Annotated in this window: 15 protein-coding genes; 3 read left to right on the top strand and 12 right to left on the bottom strand. The window is 68.8% G+C overall.

What is annotated here, in order from left to right:
* Positions 1-174: 174 nt before the first annotated feature.
* Both ACFWFP_RS02975 and ACFWFP_RS02970 read left to right on the top strand, forming a co-directional pair.
* Complete coding sequence (locus ACFWFP_RS02975) at positions 175-1,299, top strand: phosphotransferase family protein (RefSeq protein ID WP_379292831.1); 1,125 nt, start codon at positions 175-177, stop codon at positions 1,297-1,299.
* Positions 1,290-2,405 carry a hypothetical protein gene (locus ACFWFP_RS02970; RefSeq protein ID WP_379292830.1) on the top strand — a complete coding sequence of 372 codons (1,116 nt, stop codon included), beginning with the start codon at positions 1,290-1,292 and terminating at the stop codon, positions 2,403-2,405. The genes ACFWFP_RS02975 and ACFWFP_RS02970 overlap by 10 nt, the downstream gene beginning before the upstream one ends.
* A 66-nt stretch (positions 2,406-2,471) precedes the next feature.
* On the opposite strand, the gene ACFWFP_RS02965 is transcribed toward ACFWFP_RS02970, so the two are convergent.
* From ACFWFP_RS02965 to mqo, 7 genes are all read right to left on the bottom strand, one after another.
* Positions 2,472-4,070: a TROVE domain-containing protein gene (locus ACFWFP_RS02965; RefSeq protein WP_379292829.1), complete on the bottom strand. Its 1,599-nt coding sequence runs from the start codon at positions 4,068-4,070 to the stop codon at positions 2,472-2,474.
* A gap of 358 nt (positions 4,071-4,428) precedes the next feature.
* On the bottom strand, positions 4,429-4,857 hold the full coding sequence (locus ACFWFP_RS02960; protein ID WP_379292828.1) for a cobalamin biosynthesis protein: 429 nt from the start codon (positions 4,855-4,857) through the stop codon (positions 4,429-4,431).
* Between the two features lie 25 nt (positions 4,858-4,882).
* Positions 4,883-6,406 carry a cobyrinate a,c-diamide synthase gene (locus tag ACFWFP_RS02955; protein ID WP_379292827.1) on the bottom strand — a complete coding sequence of 508 codons (1,524 nt, stop codon included), beginning with the start codon at positions 6,404-6,406 and terminating at the stop codon, positions 4,883-4,885.
* On the bottom strand, positions 6,400-7,014 hold the full coding sequence (gene cobO / locus ACFWFP_RS02950) for a cob(I)yrinic acid a,c-diamide adenosyltransferase (protein WP_378761942.1): 615 nt from the start codon (positions 7,012-7,014) through the stop codon (positions 6,400-6,402). The genes ACFWFP_RS02955 and cobO overlap by 7 nt, the downstream gene beginning before the upstream one ends.
* Before the next feature lie 211 nt (positions 7,015-7,225).
* Positions 7,226-9,322 (bottom strand): VWA domain-containing protein, encoded by a 2,097-nt coding sequence (locus ACFWFP_RS02945; RefSeq protein WP_379293731.1) that lies wholly within the window; start codon positions 9,320-9,322, stop codon positions 7,226-7,228.
* A gap of 145 nt (positions 9,323-9,467) precedes the next feature.
* Positions 9,468-9,908, bottom strand: a complete 441-nt coding sequence (locus ACFWFP_RS02940; RefSeq protein ID WP_379292826.1) for a GNAT family N-acetyltransferase — start codon at positions 9,906-9,908, stop codon at positions 9,468-9,470.
* Positions 9,905-11,515, bottom strand: a complete 1,611-nt coding sequence (mqo, locus tag ACFWFP_RS02935) for a malate dehydrogenase (quinone) (protein WP_379292825.1) — start codon at positions 11,513-11,515, stop codon at positions 9,905-9,907. Before mqo ends, ACFWFP_RS02940 begins: the two co-directional genes overlap by 4 nt.
* Before the next feature lie 153 nt (positions 11,516-11,668).
* Here mqo and ACFWFP_RS02930 point away from each other — a divergent pair, with 153 nt between their 5' ends.
* A complete protein-coding gene (locus ACFWFP_RS02930; protein ID WP_379292824.1) occupies positions 11,669-12,691 on the top strand; it encodes an alpha/beta hydrolase in 1,023 nt (340 codons plus the stop codon).
* 80 nt (positions 12,692-12,771) lie between these two features.
* Here the strand turns inward: ACFWFP_RS02930 and ACFWFP_RS02925 are convergent, their stop codons facing one another.
* The 5 genes from ACFWFP_RS02925 to ACFWFP_RS02905 form a co-directional block, all read right to left on the bottom strand.
* Entirely contained in the window at positions 12,772-13,335 is a 564-nt protein-coding gene (locus ACFWFP_RS02925) for an alpha/beta hydrolase (protein ID WP_379292823.1), read from the bottom strand.
* Between the two features lie 187 nt (positions 13,336-13,522).
* Positions 13,523-15,094: a cobyric acid synthase gene (locus ACFWFP_RS02920; RefSeq protein WP_379292822.1), complete on the bottom strand. Its 1,572-nt coding sequence runs from the start codon at positions 15,092-15,094 to the stop codon at positions 13,523-13,525.
* Positions 15,091-15,954: a type I methionyl aminopeptidase gene (gene map, locus ACFWFP_RS02915; RefSeq protein WP_379292821.1), complete on the bottom strand. Its 864-nt coding sequence runs from the start codon at positions 15,952-15,954 to the stop codon at positions 15,091-15,093. The genes ACFWFP_RS02920 and map overlap by 4 nt, the downstream gene beginning before the upstream one ends.
* 13 nt (positions 15,955-15,967) lie before the next feature.
* On the bottom strand, positions 15,968-18,277 hold the full coding sequence (locus ACFWFP_RS02910; protein WP_379292820.1) for an FdhF/YdeP family oxidoreductase: 2,310 nt from the start codon (positions 18,275-18,277) through the stop codon (positions 15,968-15,970).
* Positions 18,278-18,420: 143 nt separating this feature from the next.
* Positions 18,421-19,398, bottom strand: a complete 978-nt coding sequence (locus ACFWFP_RS02905) for an AAA family ATPase (RefSeq protein ID WP_379292819.1) — start codon at positions 19,396-19,398, stop codon at positions 18,421-18,423.

The raw sequence follows: 19,398 nt of genomic DNA, 5'->3' as shown, positions 1-19,398 counted from the left end.
CTGTTGTTACCGAAGCTAACCGGAAGATGTGATGGAGCGCGTCGGGGAGAACCCCGATCTTTGCGATGTCAACCCTGAGTCTCACTCAGCGATGCCGCCCTTACATTCCGGTCGGCCGTCCGGTACTCAGAAGTGACACACGTTACAGTTTCGGCTGACAGGGGTACCGCGTAGATGTCCGAAGATCAGGATCCGGCCGCTCAGATGTCGCTCACCGTCAGCGAGCGCGATCTGGACGAGCTCGCCGGGAAGCTGGCGCGCTGGCTGACCGGCAAGGTCGGTGCCGACGTGACGGTCAGCAATCTGGACAAGCCGTCCAGCGGCGGCATGTCGAGCACCACCATCCTGTTCGACGCCGAATGGTCGGCGGAGGGGGTCGCCGAACAGGGGTCCTTCGTCATCCGGATGGCGCCCGAGGACAGCTCGTTCCCGGTGTTCGAGTCCTACGACCTGGCGATGCAGTACGAGGTGATGGCCGGGGTGGCCGCGGCCTCCGAGATCGCCGTGCCGCCGCTGCGCTGGCTCGAACTCGACGATTTTGTGTTCGGCTCCCCCTTCCTCGTGATGGAGCGGGTCGAGGGCAGGGCGCCGTCGGACAATCCGCCGTACGTGTTCTTCGGCTGGCTGTTCGACGCGACCGTCGCCGAGCGCGAACTGGTCGCGGACGCGACGGTCGAGGTGATCGCCCAGGTGCACGCCATCGACGCAGTGGCCGAGCGCTTTCCGCTGCTCGACGGTGCGGGCACCGCGCTGCGCAGGCATTTCCAGGCCCAGCGCGCCTGGTACAAGTGGGCGCTGACCGACCACGGCGTCGAAGTGCCGCTCATCGAGCGGACTTTCGACTGGCTCGAGGCCCACTGGCCCGCCGATCCCGGTCCCGAGGTGCTGAACTGGGGCGACGCCCGCCCGGGCAACATCCTGTTCGAAGGCTTCACCCCGGCGGCGGTTCTGGACTGGGAAATGGCGACGTTCGCGCCGCGCGAACTGGATCTGGGCTGGACCATCTTCATCCACCGGTTCTTCCAGGACATCGCCACCCGCTTCGACCAGCCCGGTCTCGCGGACTTCCTGCGCCGCGACGCGGTCGTGGCGAAATACGAGGAGCTCACCGGACATTCGGTCCGGAATCTGGACTTCTACATCGTCTACGCCGCGTTGCGGCACGCGATCGTGATGGCCAGGATCAAGTGCCGGATGATCCACTTCGGTGAGGACACCGTGCCCGCCGAACTCGACGACTACGTGATGCACCGTCTCACCCTCGAGGCGTTGCTCGACGGCACCTACGAATGGGACTGACTGTGCGCGCGATCATGCCCGTCCCCCTGGACGAATACCCGGTCCATCAGACCCCGCTGTCGCTGGCCAGGGTTGCCACCAGCGACCGGAACTTCTACGACCGCTACTACTTCAACGCCTTCGACCCGGCCGGCGACGCGATGCTGATCACCGGGTTCGGCGTGTACCCGAACCTCGGCGTGGTCGACGCGTTCGCGACGGTGCGCCACGGCGACGCCCAGCGCAGCGTCCGCTTCTCCGACGCGCTCACCTCGCGCGATCTGACCACCGCCGTCGGCGGCTACCGGATCGAGGTGATCGAGCCGCTCCACAAGCTCCGATTGGTCTGCGAACACGACGATCTCGGTTTCGATCTGACCTGGACCGGCGCGCAGCCCGCCGTGCAGGAGCAGCCGCACCTGATCCTGTCCGGCACCAAGCCGATCATCGAGGCCTCCCGCTTCGCCCAATCGGGTTCGTGGGAGGGCACTCTCGCGGTCGACGGCATCGACTACACGGTCGACCCGGCGGTGTGGACCGGCAGCCGTGACCGATCCTGGGGCATCCGGCCCTCCGGTGAGCCGGAACCCGCGGGCAGGCCGACCGGCATGGACGGCTTCTGGTGGTTGTACGCGCCGCTGCGATTCCAGGATTTCTCGATCGTGGTGATCGTGCAGGAGGAGCCCGACGGCACCCGCACCCTCAACAACGCGGTGCGGATCTGGAACGACGGCCGAAAGGAACAACTGGGCTGGCCGCGCATGCACTGGACCTACGAGTCCGGCACCCGGCACCCGAAGTCGGTGCGCCTCGACATGACCACCCCGGACGGGAAGCCGCTCGAGGTGGAGATCGAGTCGCGCCCGGGGATCGCCCTGCACGTCGGCTGCGGTTACGGCGCCGACCCCGACTGGACCCACGGCCGCTGGATGGGCGAGAACTGGTCGCTGTCGAGCGCCTACGACCTCACCGACCCCGCGATCAAGGGCCGTACCCCCTTCGGCGTGATCGACCACATCGGCTACGCCCGCTGCGGCGATCTCGAAGGCTGGGGCCTGTTCGAACACGCCTCCATGGGCCGCCACGACCCCACGGGTTTCGCCGATTGGTCTTCCGTCGCCCCTTGACGGAACTCTTTCGCGCGAGAAGAAAAGGCGCCGCCGCGACAACGAGGTCGCGGCGGCTCCGCTTTCTCATGCGGCCGTGGCGAAGTCGGCCAGGAGTGAGGGCACGGCAGCGTCGAATCCGGCGACGTCGAGCATGCCCGCGTCATCGGGATCGGCGATGCTGAAGTTCGTCGCGGTCATGCCGACCACCACGAGCTTGGCCCGCGGATTCACCGCACGGCGGTACCGGGCCAGCGCCTGGTGCGGGTGCACCGAACCCGCCCAGGTCTCGCTGTCGGTGTAGATCGAGAACACATCGACCTCGATACCCTGGTCCAGCGCGTGCAGGATCGGCAGCGAGCAGTCGGTGCCGCCGAACGGCAACCCCGAGATCGCTCGCACGGCGTCGTCGAGACGCTGCCGCGGCGAGATCGACAGCGGGGACAGGCCACGCGCCCCCTCCCACCCCGTACCGCGGGAAGTGAACCCGACGATCTCGTGCCGCGGCTCGGTGCGTGCGGTGACCAGGGCGAGCGCGGCCGAAGCCTCGCGCGCCGAGATCGGCAGTCCCCCGATCCTGGTCGTCATCGAACCCGAGACGTCCAGCGCCAGCAGGTGACGCAGGCCGGTCGGGCGCACGGACTCGAAGGCCGCGTAGAACGCGGTATCGAGGGCGTCCACGACCGGAGCCGACGGTGTCCAGGTGCCCGCGCCGCGAGCCGACCGCCCGGACGCATAGGTGCGCAACGCGATCAGCACGGACACCGGGTGCACCCGAGCCTTGCGCAGGCGCGCCGGGTCGGCGAGCTGCGCGCAGATCGCCGCGGTGCGCGGTCCGAGCGGATCGAGCAGGCCGAGGCGGGTCAGCCGCGGCAGCTGTCGCAGCAGAGCGGTCTGCGGGATGCCGTTGTCCAGCAATGCTTCCCACACCGGCGCGGTGTTCAGCGCGGCGTCGGGCAGCATCTCCCAGCTGAGCCGGTACGCACGGACCAGCTCCGGCACCTGGGCCACCGGTGCGGTCTGCGCCCGCTGGAAACCGTCGACCAGTGCCAGACCGTCGAGTTCCGTTGTGCGACCGCAGATCCAGTCGAAGAGTCTGCGCCGATCGTCGTCGGTGGTCGCCGGGTGCGACAGACGCAGCAGGTCGCGGTTCGACCAGCCCTCGCGCTGCCGGTACTTGACCACCTGGAACGCCAGGTCGTCGATCGGCTTGTCCAGGTACCAGTTCGCGACGGCACGCCGCAGCCCGCGACCCCAGCCACGGAACTGCTCGGCATAGCCGGCGAACAGGAACAGGTGCGTACCGGTGCGCGCGACCAGCGGCAGGGCGGCGAAGGCGGCCCGGCGGCCGTCGAGGTCACCGAGCGACGCGGCAGCGGCCAGCGCGAACAGGGCCGGGTTCTGGCGCGGCGCGCGCCCGGAGGTGGAGATCTCGACGATCTCGCGAACCAGATCGGCGGTGTGCTCGGCGGCGTATTCGATGATGAATTCGGCGTTGTCCACTGTCAGCGCCTTGGCATTGACGTAGAAAGTTCCGGATTCGGTGCCGAGTGTGAGAAAACGGCGCACCCGCGCCTGCGGGGTGATCTCGAAAACGTAGCCGCCCGCGTTGTCGACGACCTGCCGGTGATCGGCGGGCACGGTCTGCGGCGTGGCGCGACGAGAAAAGCGCGACAAGATATTCATTGTTCCCCCTCCGATACGTGTACCGGCGTTGATGTTTCGGACCCGGGACCCGACCGGGGCAGGTGCTGACGCGGAAATCACTTTCCGCCACGGGGTTCGACCCCACTGGACCCTGAGGTCGTGCCGGATAACCGACCGAATCCGGTCCGTCCTGCTCGTTCACGGTGGACAGTTGCTCAGCGGACATGTGTGTCCTGACCGGCAAGGTGCTCTACCGAACTGAGCTACCGCAATCTTCCGATCACGGGCAGGATTCGAACCTGCGACATCCCCATCCAGAGTGGTAACCGATCAGATCCGGTCCGCCTCGCAACTGCTGAAATGAACTTACTGCGCACCGGCGATCTTGCCCAGCGAATTAATCTCCGCGCATTGGCGATCCCGGCGAAGTCGACGCGGCGACCACGATTCCGTCGGCAATTGTTCGGCCGCGGACGAGTTCGCCACTGCCCGCGAGCACAGCCGCGGCTTCCGCGACGCTGGGCGTGCCGACCGCCGCCGACACGTGGTCCGAACGGTGCCGCACGTCGACTTCGGCCAGTTGTTCGGCGGTGAATGCCACCACGGTCACACCGAGGATCGCCGCTGCGGTCAGCACACCGGGTTCGGTCGCACGCCGATCGAGGGTCGCCAAGCAGCTGATGGTGGTGTCGCCGACTACCGCCCGCACGGCGCGGACGATCCGCCCGGCCTCGGTGCCCGGCCGTACGCCGATGCCAACGGCCAGCGCGGAACCTGAAGGCGTATCACGGGTCGCCGGTTGTCGCTCACCGTCGGAAGTCGTCATCGTCGCCGTATGCCGCCGCACGCCATCAGCGGTCGAATCGACGTGCGGCGGTGACGAATCGCGCGATCGCATCGGGGTTTCCGGCTGGATGGGTGTGCAGGTAGGAGGCGTGGACCTGGCGAACCACCGCGCCCTCGGCGACGGAACCCGATGCGCGCCAGCCCCAGGCGGGGTTCTCCGCGCCGGTGCGGACCAGCCGGGTGCGGTGGAATTCGTGGCCCCGTACCCGGGACCCCGCTCGCCACAGCGCCGAGTCGTGCAGCGCGACCGCATCGCGGTAGCCGAGGGTCAGGCGCGGGCCGAATTCGGCGTCGGCGTCGATGACCCCCGCCATCCGGTGGCCGTCGAGGGAGCGCGTGAGGTAGAGCAGGCCCGCGCACTCGGCGTGGATCGGCAGGCCCCGCAAGGCACCGTCGGCCACTGCGGCGCGGAGTTTCTCGTTGGCTGACAGCTGCCCGGCGTGCTCCTCCGGGAACCCACCGGGAAGGACCAATCCCGCTGTGCCGACAGGGAGTTCGTCGGACAGTGGATCGAAGACCTCCACCCTGGCGCCGGCCGCGACCAGCAGTTCCCGATGCTCGGCGTAGCCGAACGTGAAGGCCGGACCGCCTGCCATCGCGATCAGGGGATCGCTGCTCGAGGCTGCCCCGAACCACGCGGCCGAGGACTCGGCAGCGGATGCCGGAGCGGGATCGACCGAGGTCGGCTGCTGGTGGGCCATCGCCGCGTCCGTTGCGCGCGTGTCGTCCGCGCGGCCATCGCCCCCGGGACTTGTTCCGCCCGTGCCATGTTCAGCGGCGGCGGCCAGTTCGATGTGTGGCTCCCACGCGTCGCCGAGTACCGAGCCGCCGGCCAGGCCGACGATGGCGCGCAGATCCACGTGTGCCGCGACGAGTTCGGTCATGGCGTCGACTGCGGCGGTGGCGGCGGAGCCGTGTTCGACGGCGGGGATGAGGCCGAGATGGCGGGAGGGGACTTCCAATTCGGCCATGCGAGGCAGTGCGCCGAGAACCGGGAGGCCGACACGGTCGCAGGCCGCGCGCAGGACTTGTTCGTGGCGTTCGCTGCCGACCCGATTGAGGATCACACCGCCGAGGCGGACCGAGGAGTCATAGGTGGCGAAGCCGTGCAGGAGCGCCGCGAGGCTCTGGGAATGACCGCGAGCATCGACGACCAGGACCACCGGTGCTCCGAGCAGGCCGGCCACCTGCGCGGTGGAACCCTCGGCAATCGCGTCGGTGCGGCTCTCGTCGATCCGGCCGTCGAACAAGCCCATCACGCCTTCGACGATGGCGATATCGCAGCCCTGCGCGCCGTGCCGGTACAGCGGCACCACCCGATCCTCGCCCACCAGAACGGGATCCAGATTGCGCCCCGGCCGCCCCGCCGCGAGCCCGTGGTAGCCGGGGTCGATGTAGTCCGGTCCTACCTTGAACGGCGCCACCCGGTGCCCGGCCCGCCGCAGCGCACCGATCAGCCCGGTGGCCAGCGTGGTCTTGCCGCTCCCCGACGCCGGGGCCGCGATCACTACAGCGGGAGCACTCACCATTCGATACCGCGTTGGCCTTTGCGACCCGCGTCCATCGGGTGTTTGACCTTCGTCATCTCGGTGACGAGGTCGGCGGCCTCGATCAGGGCCGGGGGTGCGTCGCGGCCGGTAATGACCACGTGCTGGTTGCCGGGGCGGTGGGTGAGGGTGTCGACGACCTCGTCGATGTCGACCCAGCCCCATTTGAGCGGGTAGGTGAACTCGTCGAGGACGTAGAAGCGGTGCTGTTCGGCGGCGAGGCGGCGGGAGATCTCCTGCCAGCCGGACAGGGCGGCGGCCGCGTGGTCTTCCTCGGTGCCGTGCTTGCGGGTCCAGGACCAGCCTTCGCCCATTTTGTGCCACTCGACCGCGCCACCCGCGCCGGTCTCCTCGTGCAGGGTGCCGAGGGTACGGAAAGCGGCTTCCTCGCCGACTTTCCACTTCGCGCTCTTCACGAACTGGAAGACCGCCACGTCGAAGCCCTGATTCCAGGCCCGCAACGCCATCCCGAACGCCGCGGTGGACTTGCCCTTGCCCGGACCGGTGTGCACGGCGAGCACCGGCTGATTGCGTCGCTGCCGGGTGGTCAGACCGTCCTCGGGGACGCTCTCCGGAACACCTTTGGGCACGGAAACTCCTCTTCTCGACGCACACGAGGTGCGCGTTCTGCACGACCTCGCGGTCGAAATCTGTCGCACGCCGGCGCGCTCGAATGTCGAAGCCCGCTCCGCGACCCGTACCTCTCGGGCCGGCCGCGCGTGCCGGTTCGTCACCCTTTCTATCAGGGTGCGCCCGGCACACTCACAGGGCTCGACCCCTACGCCGGACGGGCTGGAACCTTTACGCCGCTCGAGCTGGCAGACCCGTGGCACGGACCACGTCGGCGACTGTCTCGCCGGTGAGTTCGGTCAAGCGCAGGTAGCGGGCGCGCAGGTCGCGAGCGAGTTCGGCGGCGAGGCCGAGCCGGATCATGCCGCGCTCGCAGTCGATGACCATGGCCGTGTGTCCTTGCGCGGCCAGCAGCTTGGCGGCGGAGCGCGCCCGTGGCAGCGGGTCGGTGCCGCCGGTAGCACGGCCGTCGGTGAGCAGGACCAGCATCGGGCGGCGGCGGGGGTCGCGGACGTGTTCGCGGGCGATCACCTCGCGAGCCTTCTGCAAGCCCGCGGCGAGTGGTGTTTTGCCGCCGGTGCGCATCCCGGCCAGGCGGCGGACCGCGATGTCGACCGAGGAGGTGGGCGGCAGAACGAGTTCGGCCGCACTGCCGCGGACGCTGATCACGGCCACCTTGTCGCGGCGCTGATAGGCATCGCGCAGCAGGGTGACAATCGCGCCGGTGACGGCGGTGAGCCGGTCGCGCGCGGCCATCGAGCCGGACGCGTCGACGACGAAAACGACCAGATTGCCTTCTCGGCCTTCGCGATACGCGCCGCGCAGGTCTTCGGTTTCCAGGGCGAGTGGGCCCGCGAACCTGCCGCGCTCGAACTGCTTCGGCGCGGCCGCGAAGATCGTGCCGAGCAGGTGCAGGCCGGTCGACGGGTCGGCGTCGGGGCGCACCGTCCGGCCGGTCCGGGTCCGGGCTCGCGAACGGCGACCGGGCGCGCCTTCGCCGATCCCGGGGACCTCCCAGCGCGGCGCGGGCTTGGCGGCCGAAGCCGGTGTGCCCGAAAGCTTTTCAGGTCCGGGGCGCGAACCGTTGCCCGCGTTGTCCTGATGGGAGCTGTCCGAGCGGTCGCCGCCGGACCCGCCACCTCCCGGTCCGCCGTTGTCAGGACCGCCGTCAGGTCCTCTGTCGTCCGGGCCGCCGCCGGCGGGGCCGCCGTCGTCATCGGGACCATCGTCGGGACCCAGGCTATCCGGACCGCTTTCACGACCGTTGTCCCGCGACCGCTCGTCATCGAGGCCACCGGGGCCATCTGGGCGCGCGGACTCATCACCGTCGGTGTCGAGCTCGTCCCTGTGGTCGTTGCCTGCGTCACCCGATCCCCGCGGACCGTCGAATTCCTCGTCCCCCGAAGCCTTGTCGACCTCGGCGGCCGCAGCGTCCATCGCTTCGTCGAGCTGCTGCTCACTGATTCCGGGCTCGTCGAACGGATCCCGCCGACGACGGTGCGGCAGTGCGAGTTCCGCGGCGATCCGCACATCGTCCTCGGTGACCCGATCCCGCCCGCGCCACGCCGAGTGCGCGGTCGCGGTCCGGGCGACCACGAGGTCGGCGCGCATCCCGTCGACATCGAACGACGCGCACAGCGCCGCGATCCGGCGCAGCTCCGCGTTGTCCAGCGCGACTTCGGGCAACCGGTCGCGTGCGGTCAGAATGCGTTCGGCCACCACCTGATCGGCGTCGACATAGCGGGCGGCGAACGCGGCCGGGTCGGCCTCGTAGTCGAGGCGACGGCGCACCACCGCCATCCGCACGTCGACCTCGCGCGAGGCCGCCACGTCGACCGTGAGCCCGAACCGGTCGAGCAGCTGCGGGCGCAACTCGCCCTCTTCGGGGTTCATCGTGCCGACCAGCACGAACCGCGCCGGATGCGAGTGCGAGACACCGTCGCGCTCGACGTGCACGCGTCCCATCGCCGCCGCGTCGAGCAGCACGTCCACCAGGTGGTCGTGCAGCAGGTTCACTTCGTCCACGTAGAGCACGCCGTGATGGGCCGCGGCGAGCAGCCCGGGACGGAACGCCTGCTCCCCGTCGCGCAGCACCCGCTCGAGGTCGAGTGAGCCGACCACCCGGTCCTCGGTGGCGCCGACCGGCAACTCCACCAGCCGGGCGGGCCGAGCCCCGGTCTCGTCGACCACGGGCGGCAGCAATTGCGCGAGCGCGCGCACCACGGTCGACTTCGCCGTGCCCTTCTCACCCCGAACCAGCACCCCACCGATCCCGGGGTGCACGGCCGACAAGATCAACGCCAGCTGCAACCGCTCCTGCCCCACCACAGCGGAGAACGGGAACCCCGCCTCACCCGCCGCACGGGCGGCGGTGTGCGGACCAGCGGCAACATCAGCAAAACCAGGCACGCCCCAACTCTATGCGCGCGACATTCCCGGCCCTCCCCCGGGCATCGACGGGCGGTGCACCGCCTCAGGCGCGCCGCATCGGCACGTGCATGATCCCGTCGTCGTCGTATTCGGGCCCGTCGACGGCGAAACCGAACTTCGCGTACATCCCGACCAGGTGCGACTGGGCATCCAATCGCACAGTGGCCGAACCGGTTTCGGCCAGTGCGGCCCGCATCAGCTGGGTGGTGTACCCGTGTTTGCGCGCGGACTGCGCGACGCAGACCCGGCCGATGCGGTAGCAGGCGATCCCGTCGGCGGACTCGTCGAGCAGGCGCAACGTGGCGAGCACGCCACCGTCGTCGAGCCACAGATGTCGCGTCGTCGCCAGCAGGTCACGCCCATCCAGCTCGGGATAGGCGCATTCCTGCTCGACGACGAACACATCGACCCGCAGGCGCAACAGCCGGTAGAGGGTGGCGGCGTCGAGATCCGCCGCCCACGCCTGCCTCAGTTCGGCGCTCACACCTGCGCGTAGCTCTGGACCTGCTCGTTCGCAGGGGCGTTGTTGCCGTCCAGCTTCAGCGACTTGCTGGTCCAGTCCCACACTTCCTGGAACAGGGCCTGGTTCTCCGACAGCTTCTGGCCGAGGGAGGGGATCATCTGCTGCAGCCGCGGCGTCCAGCCGGTGTACTGCTCCGGGAAGCAGCGCTGCATCACGTCGAGCATGGCGGTGACACAGGTCGACGCACCCGGCGACGCACCGAGCAGACCGGCGATGGAGCCGTCCTGGGCGGAGATGACCGCGGTGCCGAACTCGAGCACACCACCCGCGCCCTTGCGGCGGATGACCTGCACACGCTGACCGGCGGTGATGAGCTCCCAGTCGCGGCCCTGCGCGCGCGGCAGGAACTCCCCGAGCACGCCCACCTTGCCGTTCTGCGACTTCAGCAGCTCCTCGACCAGGTACTTGGTCAGACCCAGCTCGGTGAGGCCGACGCCGACGAGCGAACCGATGTTGTTCGGCTTGATCGACTTGAACAGGTCGGCGTTGGAGCCGTCCTTGAGGAACTTGGGAGTCCAGCCGGCGTAGGGGCCGAACAGCAGGCCCTTCTGGCCGTTGATGACGCGGGTGTCGAGGTGCGGCACCGACATGGGCGGCGCGCCGACGGCGGCCTTGCCGTACACCTTGGCCTCGTGCGCGGCGATCAGCTCCGGGTTGGTGGAGCGCAGGAACTGGCCGCTGATCGGGAAGCCGCCGAAGCCCTTGGCTTCCTTGATGCCGGCCTTCTGCAGCAGCGGCAGCGCGCCACCACCGGCGCCGACGAAGACGAACTTCGCGTTGATGGTGCGCGACTGGTAGGTGCGCAGGTTGCGGACGGTGACGTTCCACGATCCGTCGGACTGCTTGTCGAGGTTGCGGACCTCGGTGCCGAAGGCGATCTCGCCGCCGGAGTAGCCGATGTAGGCCAGCAACTGCTTGGTGAGCGCGCCGAAGTCGATATCGGTGCCGCCGTCGGACCAGTTCAGCGCGACCGGGTCGCTGAAATCGCGGCCCTTGGCCATCAGCGGCAGGCGCGCGGCGAACTCGTCGGGGGTGTCGATGTACTCCATGCCGCGGAACAGCGGGTGCGGCGACAGCGCCTCGTAGCGCTTGCGCAGGTAGTCGACGTTGTCGGCGCCGTGGACGAAGCTCACGTGCGGAATGGGGTTGATGAAACCCGCGGGGTCGGCCAGCACACCGGCATCGACGGCGGAGGCCCAGAACTGGCGCGAGACCTGGAAGCGCTCGTTGATGTCGACGGCCTTGCTCACGTCGACCGAGCCGTCGGCGTTCTGCGGGCTGTAGTTGAGCTCACACAGCGCCGAGTGGCCGGTTCCCGCGTTGTTCCACGGGTCGCTGCTCTCCGCGGCGGCGGCGTCGAGCCGCTCGAACACCGAGATCGTCCAGTCCGGCTGTAGCTGCCGCAGCAGCGCGCCCAGCGTGGCACTCATGATGCCTGCGCCGATGAGAACTACATCGGTCTTTTCACTCTTCGCAGCGTTCGGCACGGGTAGATCGACTTCCTTGTCCTTCTCAGCTACCCACCGGCAGGTGAGTTCGCTTGGCGCGGGCGCTTTGGCGGTGTTCATGCGACTCGCGGTGAATCGCCGGGAGGTAGGTTACCCGTCGTTCACCTTCTGCCAATTGTGCACCTCAGCTGAGCACGGTTCTGCAACGGACCTCCCGAATGTGATGAAAAGCAAGCCTGCACGTCGCCGCGACCCCGGGATAGATTGAGCAGTGTGACGAACGAAACCCTCGCCGATCGCACCGACGAGCAGTGGCAACCCGATGTTCTCGGTACCGCCTATCAGCAGCGGACCCTCCCGCTCGGTATCGACCCCGACGGTGAGGGCGAGGTGGTGGCCACGCTCGTGCGCTATCTGCCCGATGCCGCGGCACCGGCGATCGAGCCGACCGTGCTCTACGTGCACGGGTTCACCGACTACTTCTTCCAGGAGCACCTGGCCGAGCATTTCGCGGCGCGCGGGCACCGGTTCTACGCGCTCGACCTGCGCAAATGCGGGCGCTCGCGGCGAGCGGGGCAGAGCGCGCACTACGTGAGCAACCTGGCGCTCTACGACGACGAGCTCACCGAGGCGCTGCGGATCGCGCGCGAGGAGACCGGCAACGATGTGCTGATCGTCGCGCATTCGACCGGTGGCCTGATCGTGCCGCTGTGGCTGGACCGGCTCGAAGCGGCCGGTGGCAGCGCGGCGGCGGGGGTGGCCGGGGTCGTGCTCAACAGTCCCTGGTTCGACCTGCAGGGACCGTCCTTCTACCGCACCGTGGGCACCCCCGTCATCAACGCGGTGGGCCGCTTCCGCGCCTTCGCCCAGCTGCCCGGCGGTGTCAGCACCGCGTACGGCGACAGCCTGCACACCAGCCGCTCGGGTGAGTGGGACTACAACCTGGACTGGAAGCCGCTCAACGGTGAACCGGTGCGGCTGGGCTGGCTGCGCGCCATCCGCCAGGGACACGCGCGTCTGCACCAGGGACTGACCATCGGCGTGCCCGCGCTGATCCTGCGCTCGCGACTGACGAAGTTCGCCCGCGAGCACTCCCCCGCCGTCGACGTGGCCGATGCCGTGCTCGATGTGAAGCAGATCCAGCGCTGGGCGGGTTGCCTGGGCGAGCGCACCTCGATCGTCCCGATCGACGGCGCCCGCCACGACGTGTTCCTGTCCTCGGAAGCCGTGCGCGCCAACGCGTTCCAGGAAACCGACAACTGGCTCGACTGGTTGGCGACCTACCGGAAGTCCTGAGCCGAAGGGCCGCTCACCGGGCGCTCACGCAAGGATCGCGCGAACGGCGATCCGCGTCAGCGCCCGGTGATCTCGGCGGCCTACCAGAGGCTGGTGCGCAGAACGATCTCGGTCGCGAATTCGTGGCCCGCCTCGGTGGCGATGTTGTCCACTTCCAGTGGGACGACCCGGAATTCGCCGTAGACATAGCGGCCGGAGGCGTCAGCGGTGGCGCGGGGCAGGCTCTTGGTCACCAGCATCGTGACAGGCAGTTCCAGCGGCGGACAGGTCGCGTCGGCGACCCGGCCGTCGGCGTCGGGAACCGCCGGGTGCCCGTAGTCGGCGACGACCAGGCTCATGAACCGACCGAACCGGCCCGCGCACACCCGCCACGCCAGCTCAGCGCCCGACCCGCGGCCCGCGACGTTGACGTAGGGCAGTTCGAGCTCGTCGAGAATCGCGCGCACGCCCGCCGGATCGAGCCCCTCGACGGACTCCACGACGATCGTCTGCAGGTCGGATTCGTGCAGCCGCGTGCACACCTTGTCGAACACGTCGGCAGGGTCGTCCGCGTCGGGGAGCAGCAGCACATTGTGCCGCGAAGAAGGTCCGTCGACCCGCACTGTCCAGGCCTGGTCACCGACCGTGATCTGCCGAGATTTCATGCCGGGTTACGGTACACGTCCAGCCTGAACAACGCGGCCTGTTCCGGCCCGCCCCGCCGATCCGCACACCCCCGTGTACTGGGCTTTCACTGCCCACAACGCCCGAATTGCCGAACCTGTCACAACGCCGCCGCTCAGGCTGTGAGGCGAGACGGGCCGCACACCGCCGCGTCCGCAGCGCGCTGGGTCACCGGGCGGTCCGGATGACCGGAAGGCCGGCCGGGGCACCGTCGCGGATCACCTGGTCCAGCGCCGCGAGGTCGACGTGTTTCTCGATGAGATCGGCGAGGAGGTCGAGCTGCGCGGACCTGACGGCCGCGACCGAGGTGCCGGGCGCGACGGTGAAGCCGGTGCGCCCGGCGCGGGCGGCCACCTCGGTGAGCCAGGTGCGGCGGAACTCGTCGGACTCGAGGAGCCCGTGGACATGGGTGCCCCAGACCGCTTCTCGCACACTGCCTTCCGGGTCGCCGTCGATGGTCAGCCAGGCGGGGTCGGCGGTGCGGGTGACTCGGCCGTGATGGATCTCGTAGCCGTGCAGGGGGTCCGCGCCCGCGATGCCCGACACCTGCCGGGCGATCTTGGGGTCCGCGAATTCGATGTCGAGGTCGAGCAGACCGAGGCCGTCCACTACGCAGGGCCGCGCGGACACCGATTCGCCGACATCGGCCCGGCCCGCTGCCGCGGTGTGCTCGACGCCGTCGACGATGCGGGTGCCGAGCATCTGGTAGCCGCCGCAGATGCCGAGGACGGGACGGCCCGCGACGGCGCGAGCGCGGAGCGCATCGGCTATTCCGTTGGCGCGCAACCAGTTCAGGTCGGAGACGGTCGCCTTGCTACCGGGAACGATCACGAGGTCGGCGCCGGTCAGTTGATGGGGGCTGTCGGCCCAGCGGACCGAGACGCCGGGTTCGCAGGCGAGAGCCTCGATATCGGTGGAGTTGGAGATTCGCGGGAGGCGGACGGCGGCCACGGTGAGCCAGTCGGTGCCGTGCGGCGGGCCAGGGCGGCCGACGGGGGCGCCGGAGAGGGTTCCGAGGGAGTCTTCGGCGTCGAGCCAGAGGTCTTCGGCGAAGGGGAGGACGCCGAGGGTGGGGCGGCCGGTCAGCGCGAGGAGTTGGTCGAGGCCGGGTCGCAGCAGGGACTCGTCGCCGCGGAATTTGTTGATGAGGAAGCCCGCGATGAGTTGCTGGTCGTCGGGTTCCAGCACGGCGACGGTGCCGAACAGGTGGGCGAGGACGCCACCGCGGTCGATGTCGCCCACCACCAGCACCGGAATATCGGCGGCACGCGCCAACCCCATGTTCGCGAGATCGGTCGCCCGGAGGTTGATCTCGGCAGGCGAGCCCGCCCCTTCACAGATCACGACGTCGAATTCGTCACGTAACGAGTCCAGTTCGGCCGCGACGACCTCACGCAGTTCCTGCCTGCGAGTGAAATAGTCACGCGCGCCGACAGTTCCGACAGCGGTGCCGCGTACCACCAGCTGCGAGCGGCGATCACTCCCCGGCTTCAACAGCACCGGGTTGAACCGCACGCTCGGCTCCAGCCCGCAGGCTCGCGCTTGCAGCGCCTGGGCGCGCCCGATCTCCCCGCCGTCCAGGGTGACGACCGAGTTGTTCGACATGTTCTGCGCCTTGAACGGCGCCACCCGCACCCCGCGCCGCGCCAGCATCCGGCAGATACCCGCCACCACGACACTCTTCCCGGCGTCGGAGGTGGTACCCGCGATCAGCAGCGCGCCGCGCAGGGGCGCGCTCACGGCAGCGTGAGGATTTCCGCGCCCGTGTCGGTGACCACCAGTGTGTGCTCGAACTGCGCGGTCCACTTGCGGTCCTGGGTGACCACGGTCCAGCCGTCGTCCCAGATGTCGTAGTCGATGCCGCCGAGGTTGATCATCGGCTCGATCGTGAAGGTCATGCCGGGCTCGATCACCGACTCGATGTTGGGCTGGTCGTAGTGCAGCACCACCAGGCCGCTGTGGAAGGTGGGGCCGACGCCGTGGCCGGTGAAGTCACGGACCACGCCGTAGCCGAAGCGGTTGGCGTAGGCCTCGATGACGCGGCCGACCACGTTCAGGGCGCGACCCGGCTTGACCGCCTTGATCGCCCGGTTGGTGGCCTCTTCGGTGCGCTCCACGAGCAGGCGCACCTCCTCGTCGACATCGCCGGCGAGGAAGGTCTTGTTGGTGTCGCCGTGCACGCCGTGGATGAAGGCGGTGACGTCGATATTGACGATGTCACCGTCTTCGACCACCGTCGAGTCGGGGATGCCGTGGCAGATGACCTCGTTGAGCGAGGTGCAGCAGGACTTGGGAAAACCCTTGTAGCCCAACGTCGACGGGTAGGCGCCGTGGTCACACATGTACTCGTGGGCGATCCGGTCGAGTTCGTCGGTGGTGACGCCGGGAACCACGGCCTTGCCCGCCTCTTCGAGTGCCCGCGCCGCGATCCGGCCCGCGATCCGCATCTTCTCGATGGTCTCGGTGGTCTGTACCCAGGGCTCGTTGCCCTCGTTCGCGGTCTTCTTCCACACGTATTCGGGCCGCTCGATGGAGCGGGGAACTTCCCGGATCGGCGACTGGGTGCCGGGAACTAGTGGCTGACGGGTGCGCACGGACATAAGAGCAGTGTATCTATGCGCGCGCATCCTCGTGCGTACCAGTCGGTCGGACCACCGGCTCCAGACGGACGATGATGCCTTTCGAGGTCGGCGTGTTGCTGATGTCGGCGACGCTGTCGAGGGGAACCAGCACATTGGTCTCCGGGTAGTACGCGGCCGCCGAACCACGGCTGGCCGGGTACCCGACGGCGACGAAATTCTCCGCCCGCCGCTCGGTGCCGTCGTGCCAGATGCTGACGATGTCGACCACCTCCCCGTCGGTGATCCCCCGCTCGGCCAGGTCGTCGGGGTTGACCATCACCACCCGGCGCGCGTGGTGGATGCCGCGGTAGCGATCGTTGCCCGCGTACGGAATGGTGTTCCACTGATCGTGGGACCGCAGTGATTGCAGCACAAGGTATCCCGGCGGCGCGTCGATCATGTCGAAGTCGTTGCGGGTGAACTCGGCCTTGCCGCTCGCGGTGCGGTAGATGCCCTGGTTGACCGGATTGACCAGCAGCATGCCGTCCGGCCCGGCGACGCGTTCGTTGAAGTTCTCGAAACCGGGCACGACCCGGGAGATGCGGTCGCGCACGGTGCTGTAATCGGCGACGAATTCCTCCCACGGAATCGTGGACTCCGCCCCCAGCGTGGCGCGCGCCAGCCGGGAGATGATCGCGACCTCGCTCAGCAGATCGGGCGAGGCCGGGTCGAGCCGTCCCCGCGACGTGCGGACCTGGCTCATCGAGTCCTCGACCGTGTAGAACTGCTCGCCGGTGGCCTGGAGGTCGCGATCGCTGCGGCCCAGCGTGGGCAGGATCAGTGCCGTCTCGCCGCAGACCGTGTGAGAGCGGTTGAGTTTGGTGGAGATCTGCACGGTCAGCGAGCACTGCCGCAGGGCGGCCTCGGTGACCTCGCTGTCGGGCGTAGCCCGCACGAAATTGCCCGCGACACCGACGAACACCTTCGCCGTGCCGTCGCGCATCGCACGAATGGAACCGACCGCGTCCAGCCCGTGGGCCGCGGGCGGGGTGAAGTCGAACTCTTTGCCGAGCGCGTCCATGAACCACTGCGGCATCCGCTCCCAGATGCCCATGGTGCGGTCGCCCTGGACATTGCTGTGCCCGCGCACCGGACACACCCCCGCGCCGGGGCGGCCGAGGTTGCCGCGCAGCAGCAGGAAGTCGACGATCTCGCGGATCGTGGGCACACCGTGCTTGTGCTGGGTCAAACCCATCGCCCAGCACACGATGACCTTCTTGCTGGCCAGCACCTGCTGGTGCACGGCCTCGATCTCCGCGCGCGCCAGCCCGGTGGCGGTGAGCGCGTGCTCCCAGCTCACTGTCCTGGCGTGCTCGGCGAAGGCATCGAAGCCGTTGGTGTGCGCGGCGATGAAGGCGTGGTCGAGCACCGTGCCCGGCGCCGCGTCCTCGGCGTCGAGGAGCAGTTTGTTCAGCATCTGGAACAGGGCCAGGTCCCCGCCGGGGCGGATCTTGAGGAAGATATCGGCGATCTCGGTGCCGCGCCCGATCACTCCGCGCGCCTTCTGCGGGTTCTTGAACCGGATCAGCCCGGCCTCGGGCAGCGGGTTCACCGCCACGATCTTGCCGCCGTTGCGTTTGGTCTCCTCGAGCGCCGTCAGCATGCGCGGATGGTTCGTGCCGGGGTTCTGGCCGACGACGAAGATCAGGTCGGCTTCGTAGATGTCCTCGAGGGACACGCTGCCTTTGCCGACGCCGATGGTCTGCGTCAGCGCGGAACCGCTCGACTCGTGGCACAGGTTCGAGCAGTCGGGCAGGTTGTTGGTGCCGAAGGCGCGGGCGAACAGTTGCAGCAGGAACGCGGCCTCGTTGTTGAGTCGCCCCGAGGTGTAGAACAGGGCCTCGTCGGGGGTAGCCAGCCCGCGCAGTTCGTCGGCCAGCACGCCGAAGGCGTCGTCCCAGCCGATCGGCTCGTAATGCGTGGCGCCGGGCCGCTTCACCATCGGCTCGGTGAGCCTGCCCTGCTGGTTGAGCCAGTAGTCGGACATGGTGCCGAGTTCGGCGACCGGATGCTCGGCGAAGAACTGCCGGGTCACGCGGCGGGTGGTGGCCTCGTCGTTGATGTGTTTGGCACCGTTTTCGCAGTACTCGTTGCGGTGGCGGCGCTTCGGCTCGGGCCACGCGCAGCCGGGACAGTCGAAGCCCTTGGTCTGATTGATGTTCAGCAAGGTGAGCGCGGTGCGGGCCGGGGAGTTCTGCGAGAGCGAGTACTCGATCGCGTGCGCCACCGCGGGAACGCCGACCGCCCAGGTCTTGGGTGGGGTCACGCTCAGATCGTCTTCTGGGTCCTCGATCGAGGTCATTGGTCAGCTTCTTCTCAGTCCCGCGGTACCCGCGCGTTCGGCATCTCTGACACCAGGCTTCTCATATTGTCCACCCTTGTCAAAGCGGAAAGCCCGATCACCCGACAGATGCCGGTGATCGGGCTTCCCGCTCCGCGCGTGACTCAGTCCGGCGCCGGCTCGAAGACGCTGCTGCCGTAGACGTCCTCGGCGGTGAGCGTGATGAGGTCGGACTTGCCCAGTGGCCGGTCGAGTGCGACCAGCCTGCGGGCCTGCCGCAGCCGGCAGCGTTCGATGGCGTTGCGCACGCTGCGTGCGTTGGAGAACCTCGGCTGCTCCATGCGCAGCGTGAGGTACTCGGCGAACGCCTTGTGCGCGTCGTCGTCGAAGGCGAATCCTTCCGACTCCACCATCAGTCCCGCGATCTGGGTCAGCTCCGCATGGTCGTAGTCGGCGAACGTGAGATGGTGCGGCACACGGGAACTCAGGCCCGGATTGGCGGCGAAGAAGGTCGCCATCCGGTCGGGGTAGCCGGCGAAGATCACCACCAGATCACCGCGCTCGTTCTCCATCTCGGTGAGCAGGATCTCGATGACCTCCTGTCCGTAGTCGCGCTCGTTCTCCGGCCGGAACAGGTAGTAGGCCTCGTCGATGAACAGCACTCCCCCGGCGGCGCGGGCGATCGCCTCCTTGGTCTTGGGCGCGGTGTGGCCGATGAACTGGCCGACCAGGTCGTCGCGGGTGACGGTGTGCACGCGCGGCGCCCTGATGTAGTCGAGCGCGTGCAGGATCGCCGCCATCCGCAGCGCGACGGTGGTCTTGCCGGTGCCGGGACCGCCGGTGAAGCTCATGTGCAAGGTGGGGCGGGTGGTGGTGAGCCCGAACCGGCGGCGTGCCCGGTCGACCTGGAGCAGCGAGGCGATCTCGCGGACCCGGCGCTTGACCGAGGCCAAGCCGACCAGTTCGGCGTCGAGTGCGGCCAGGGTGTCGCTCACCCTGGCCGCGGCCTCGTCGGCCGAGAGATCGAGCACCTCGTCGTCGCCCAGAATCGCAGGCTCGGGCGTCTGCTCCTCGACTGCCGTGGTCTGCGCCGCGCCGCCTGCCGACGGTCGGTGGAACCCGAATCCCTTTGGTGTGTCCAT

The sequence above is a fragment of the Nocardia sp. NPDC060249 genome (assembly GCF_042728755.1).
In the GTDB taxonomy this organism is placed as follows: Bacteria; Actinomycetota; Actinomycetes; order Mycobacteriales; family Mycobacteriaceae; genus Nocardia.
Note: the sequence above shows the minus strand (reverse complement) of the source record. Positions and strands in the feature narration are given on the sequence as shown.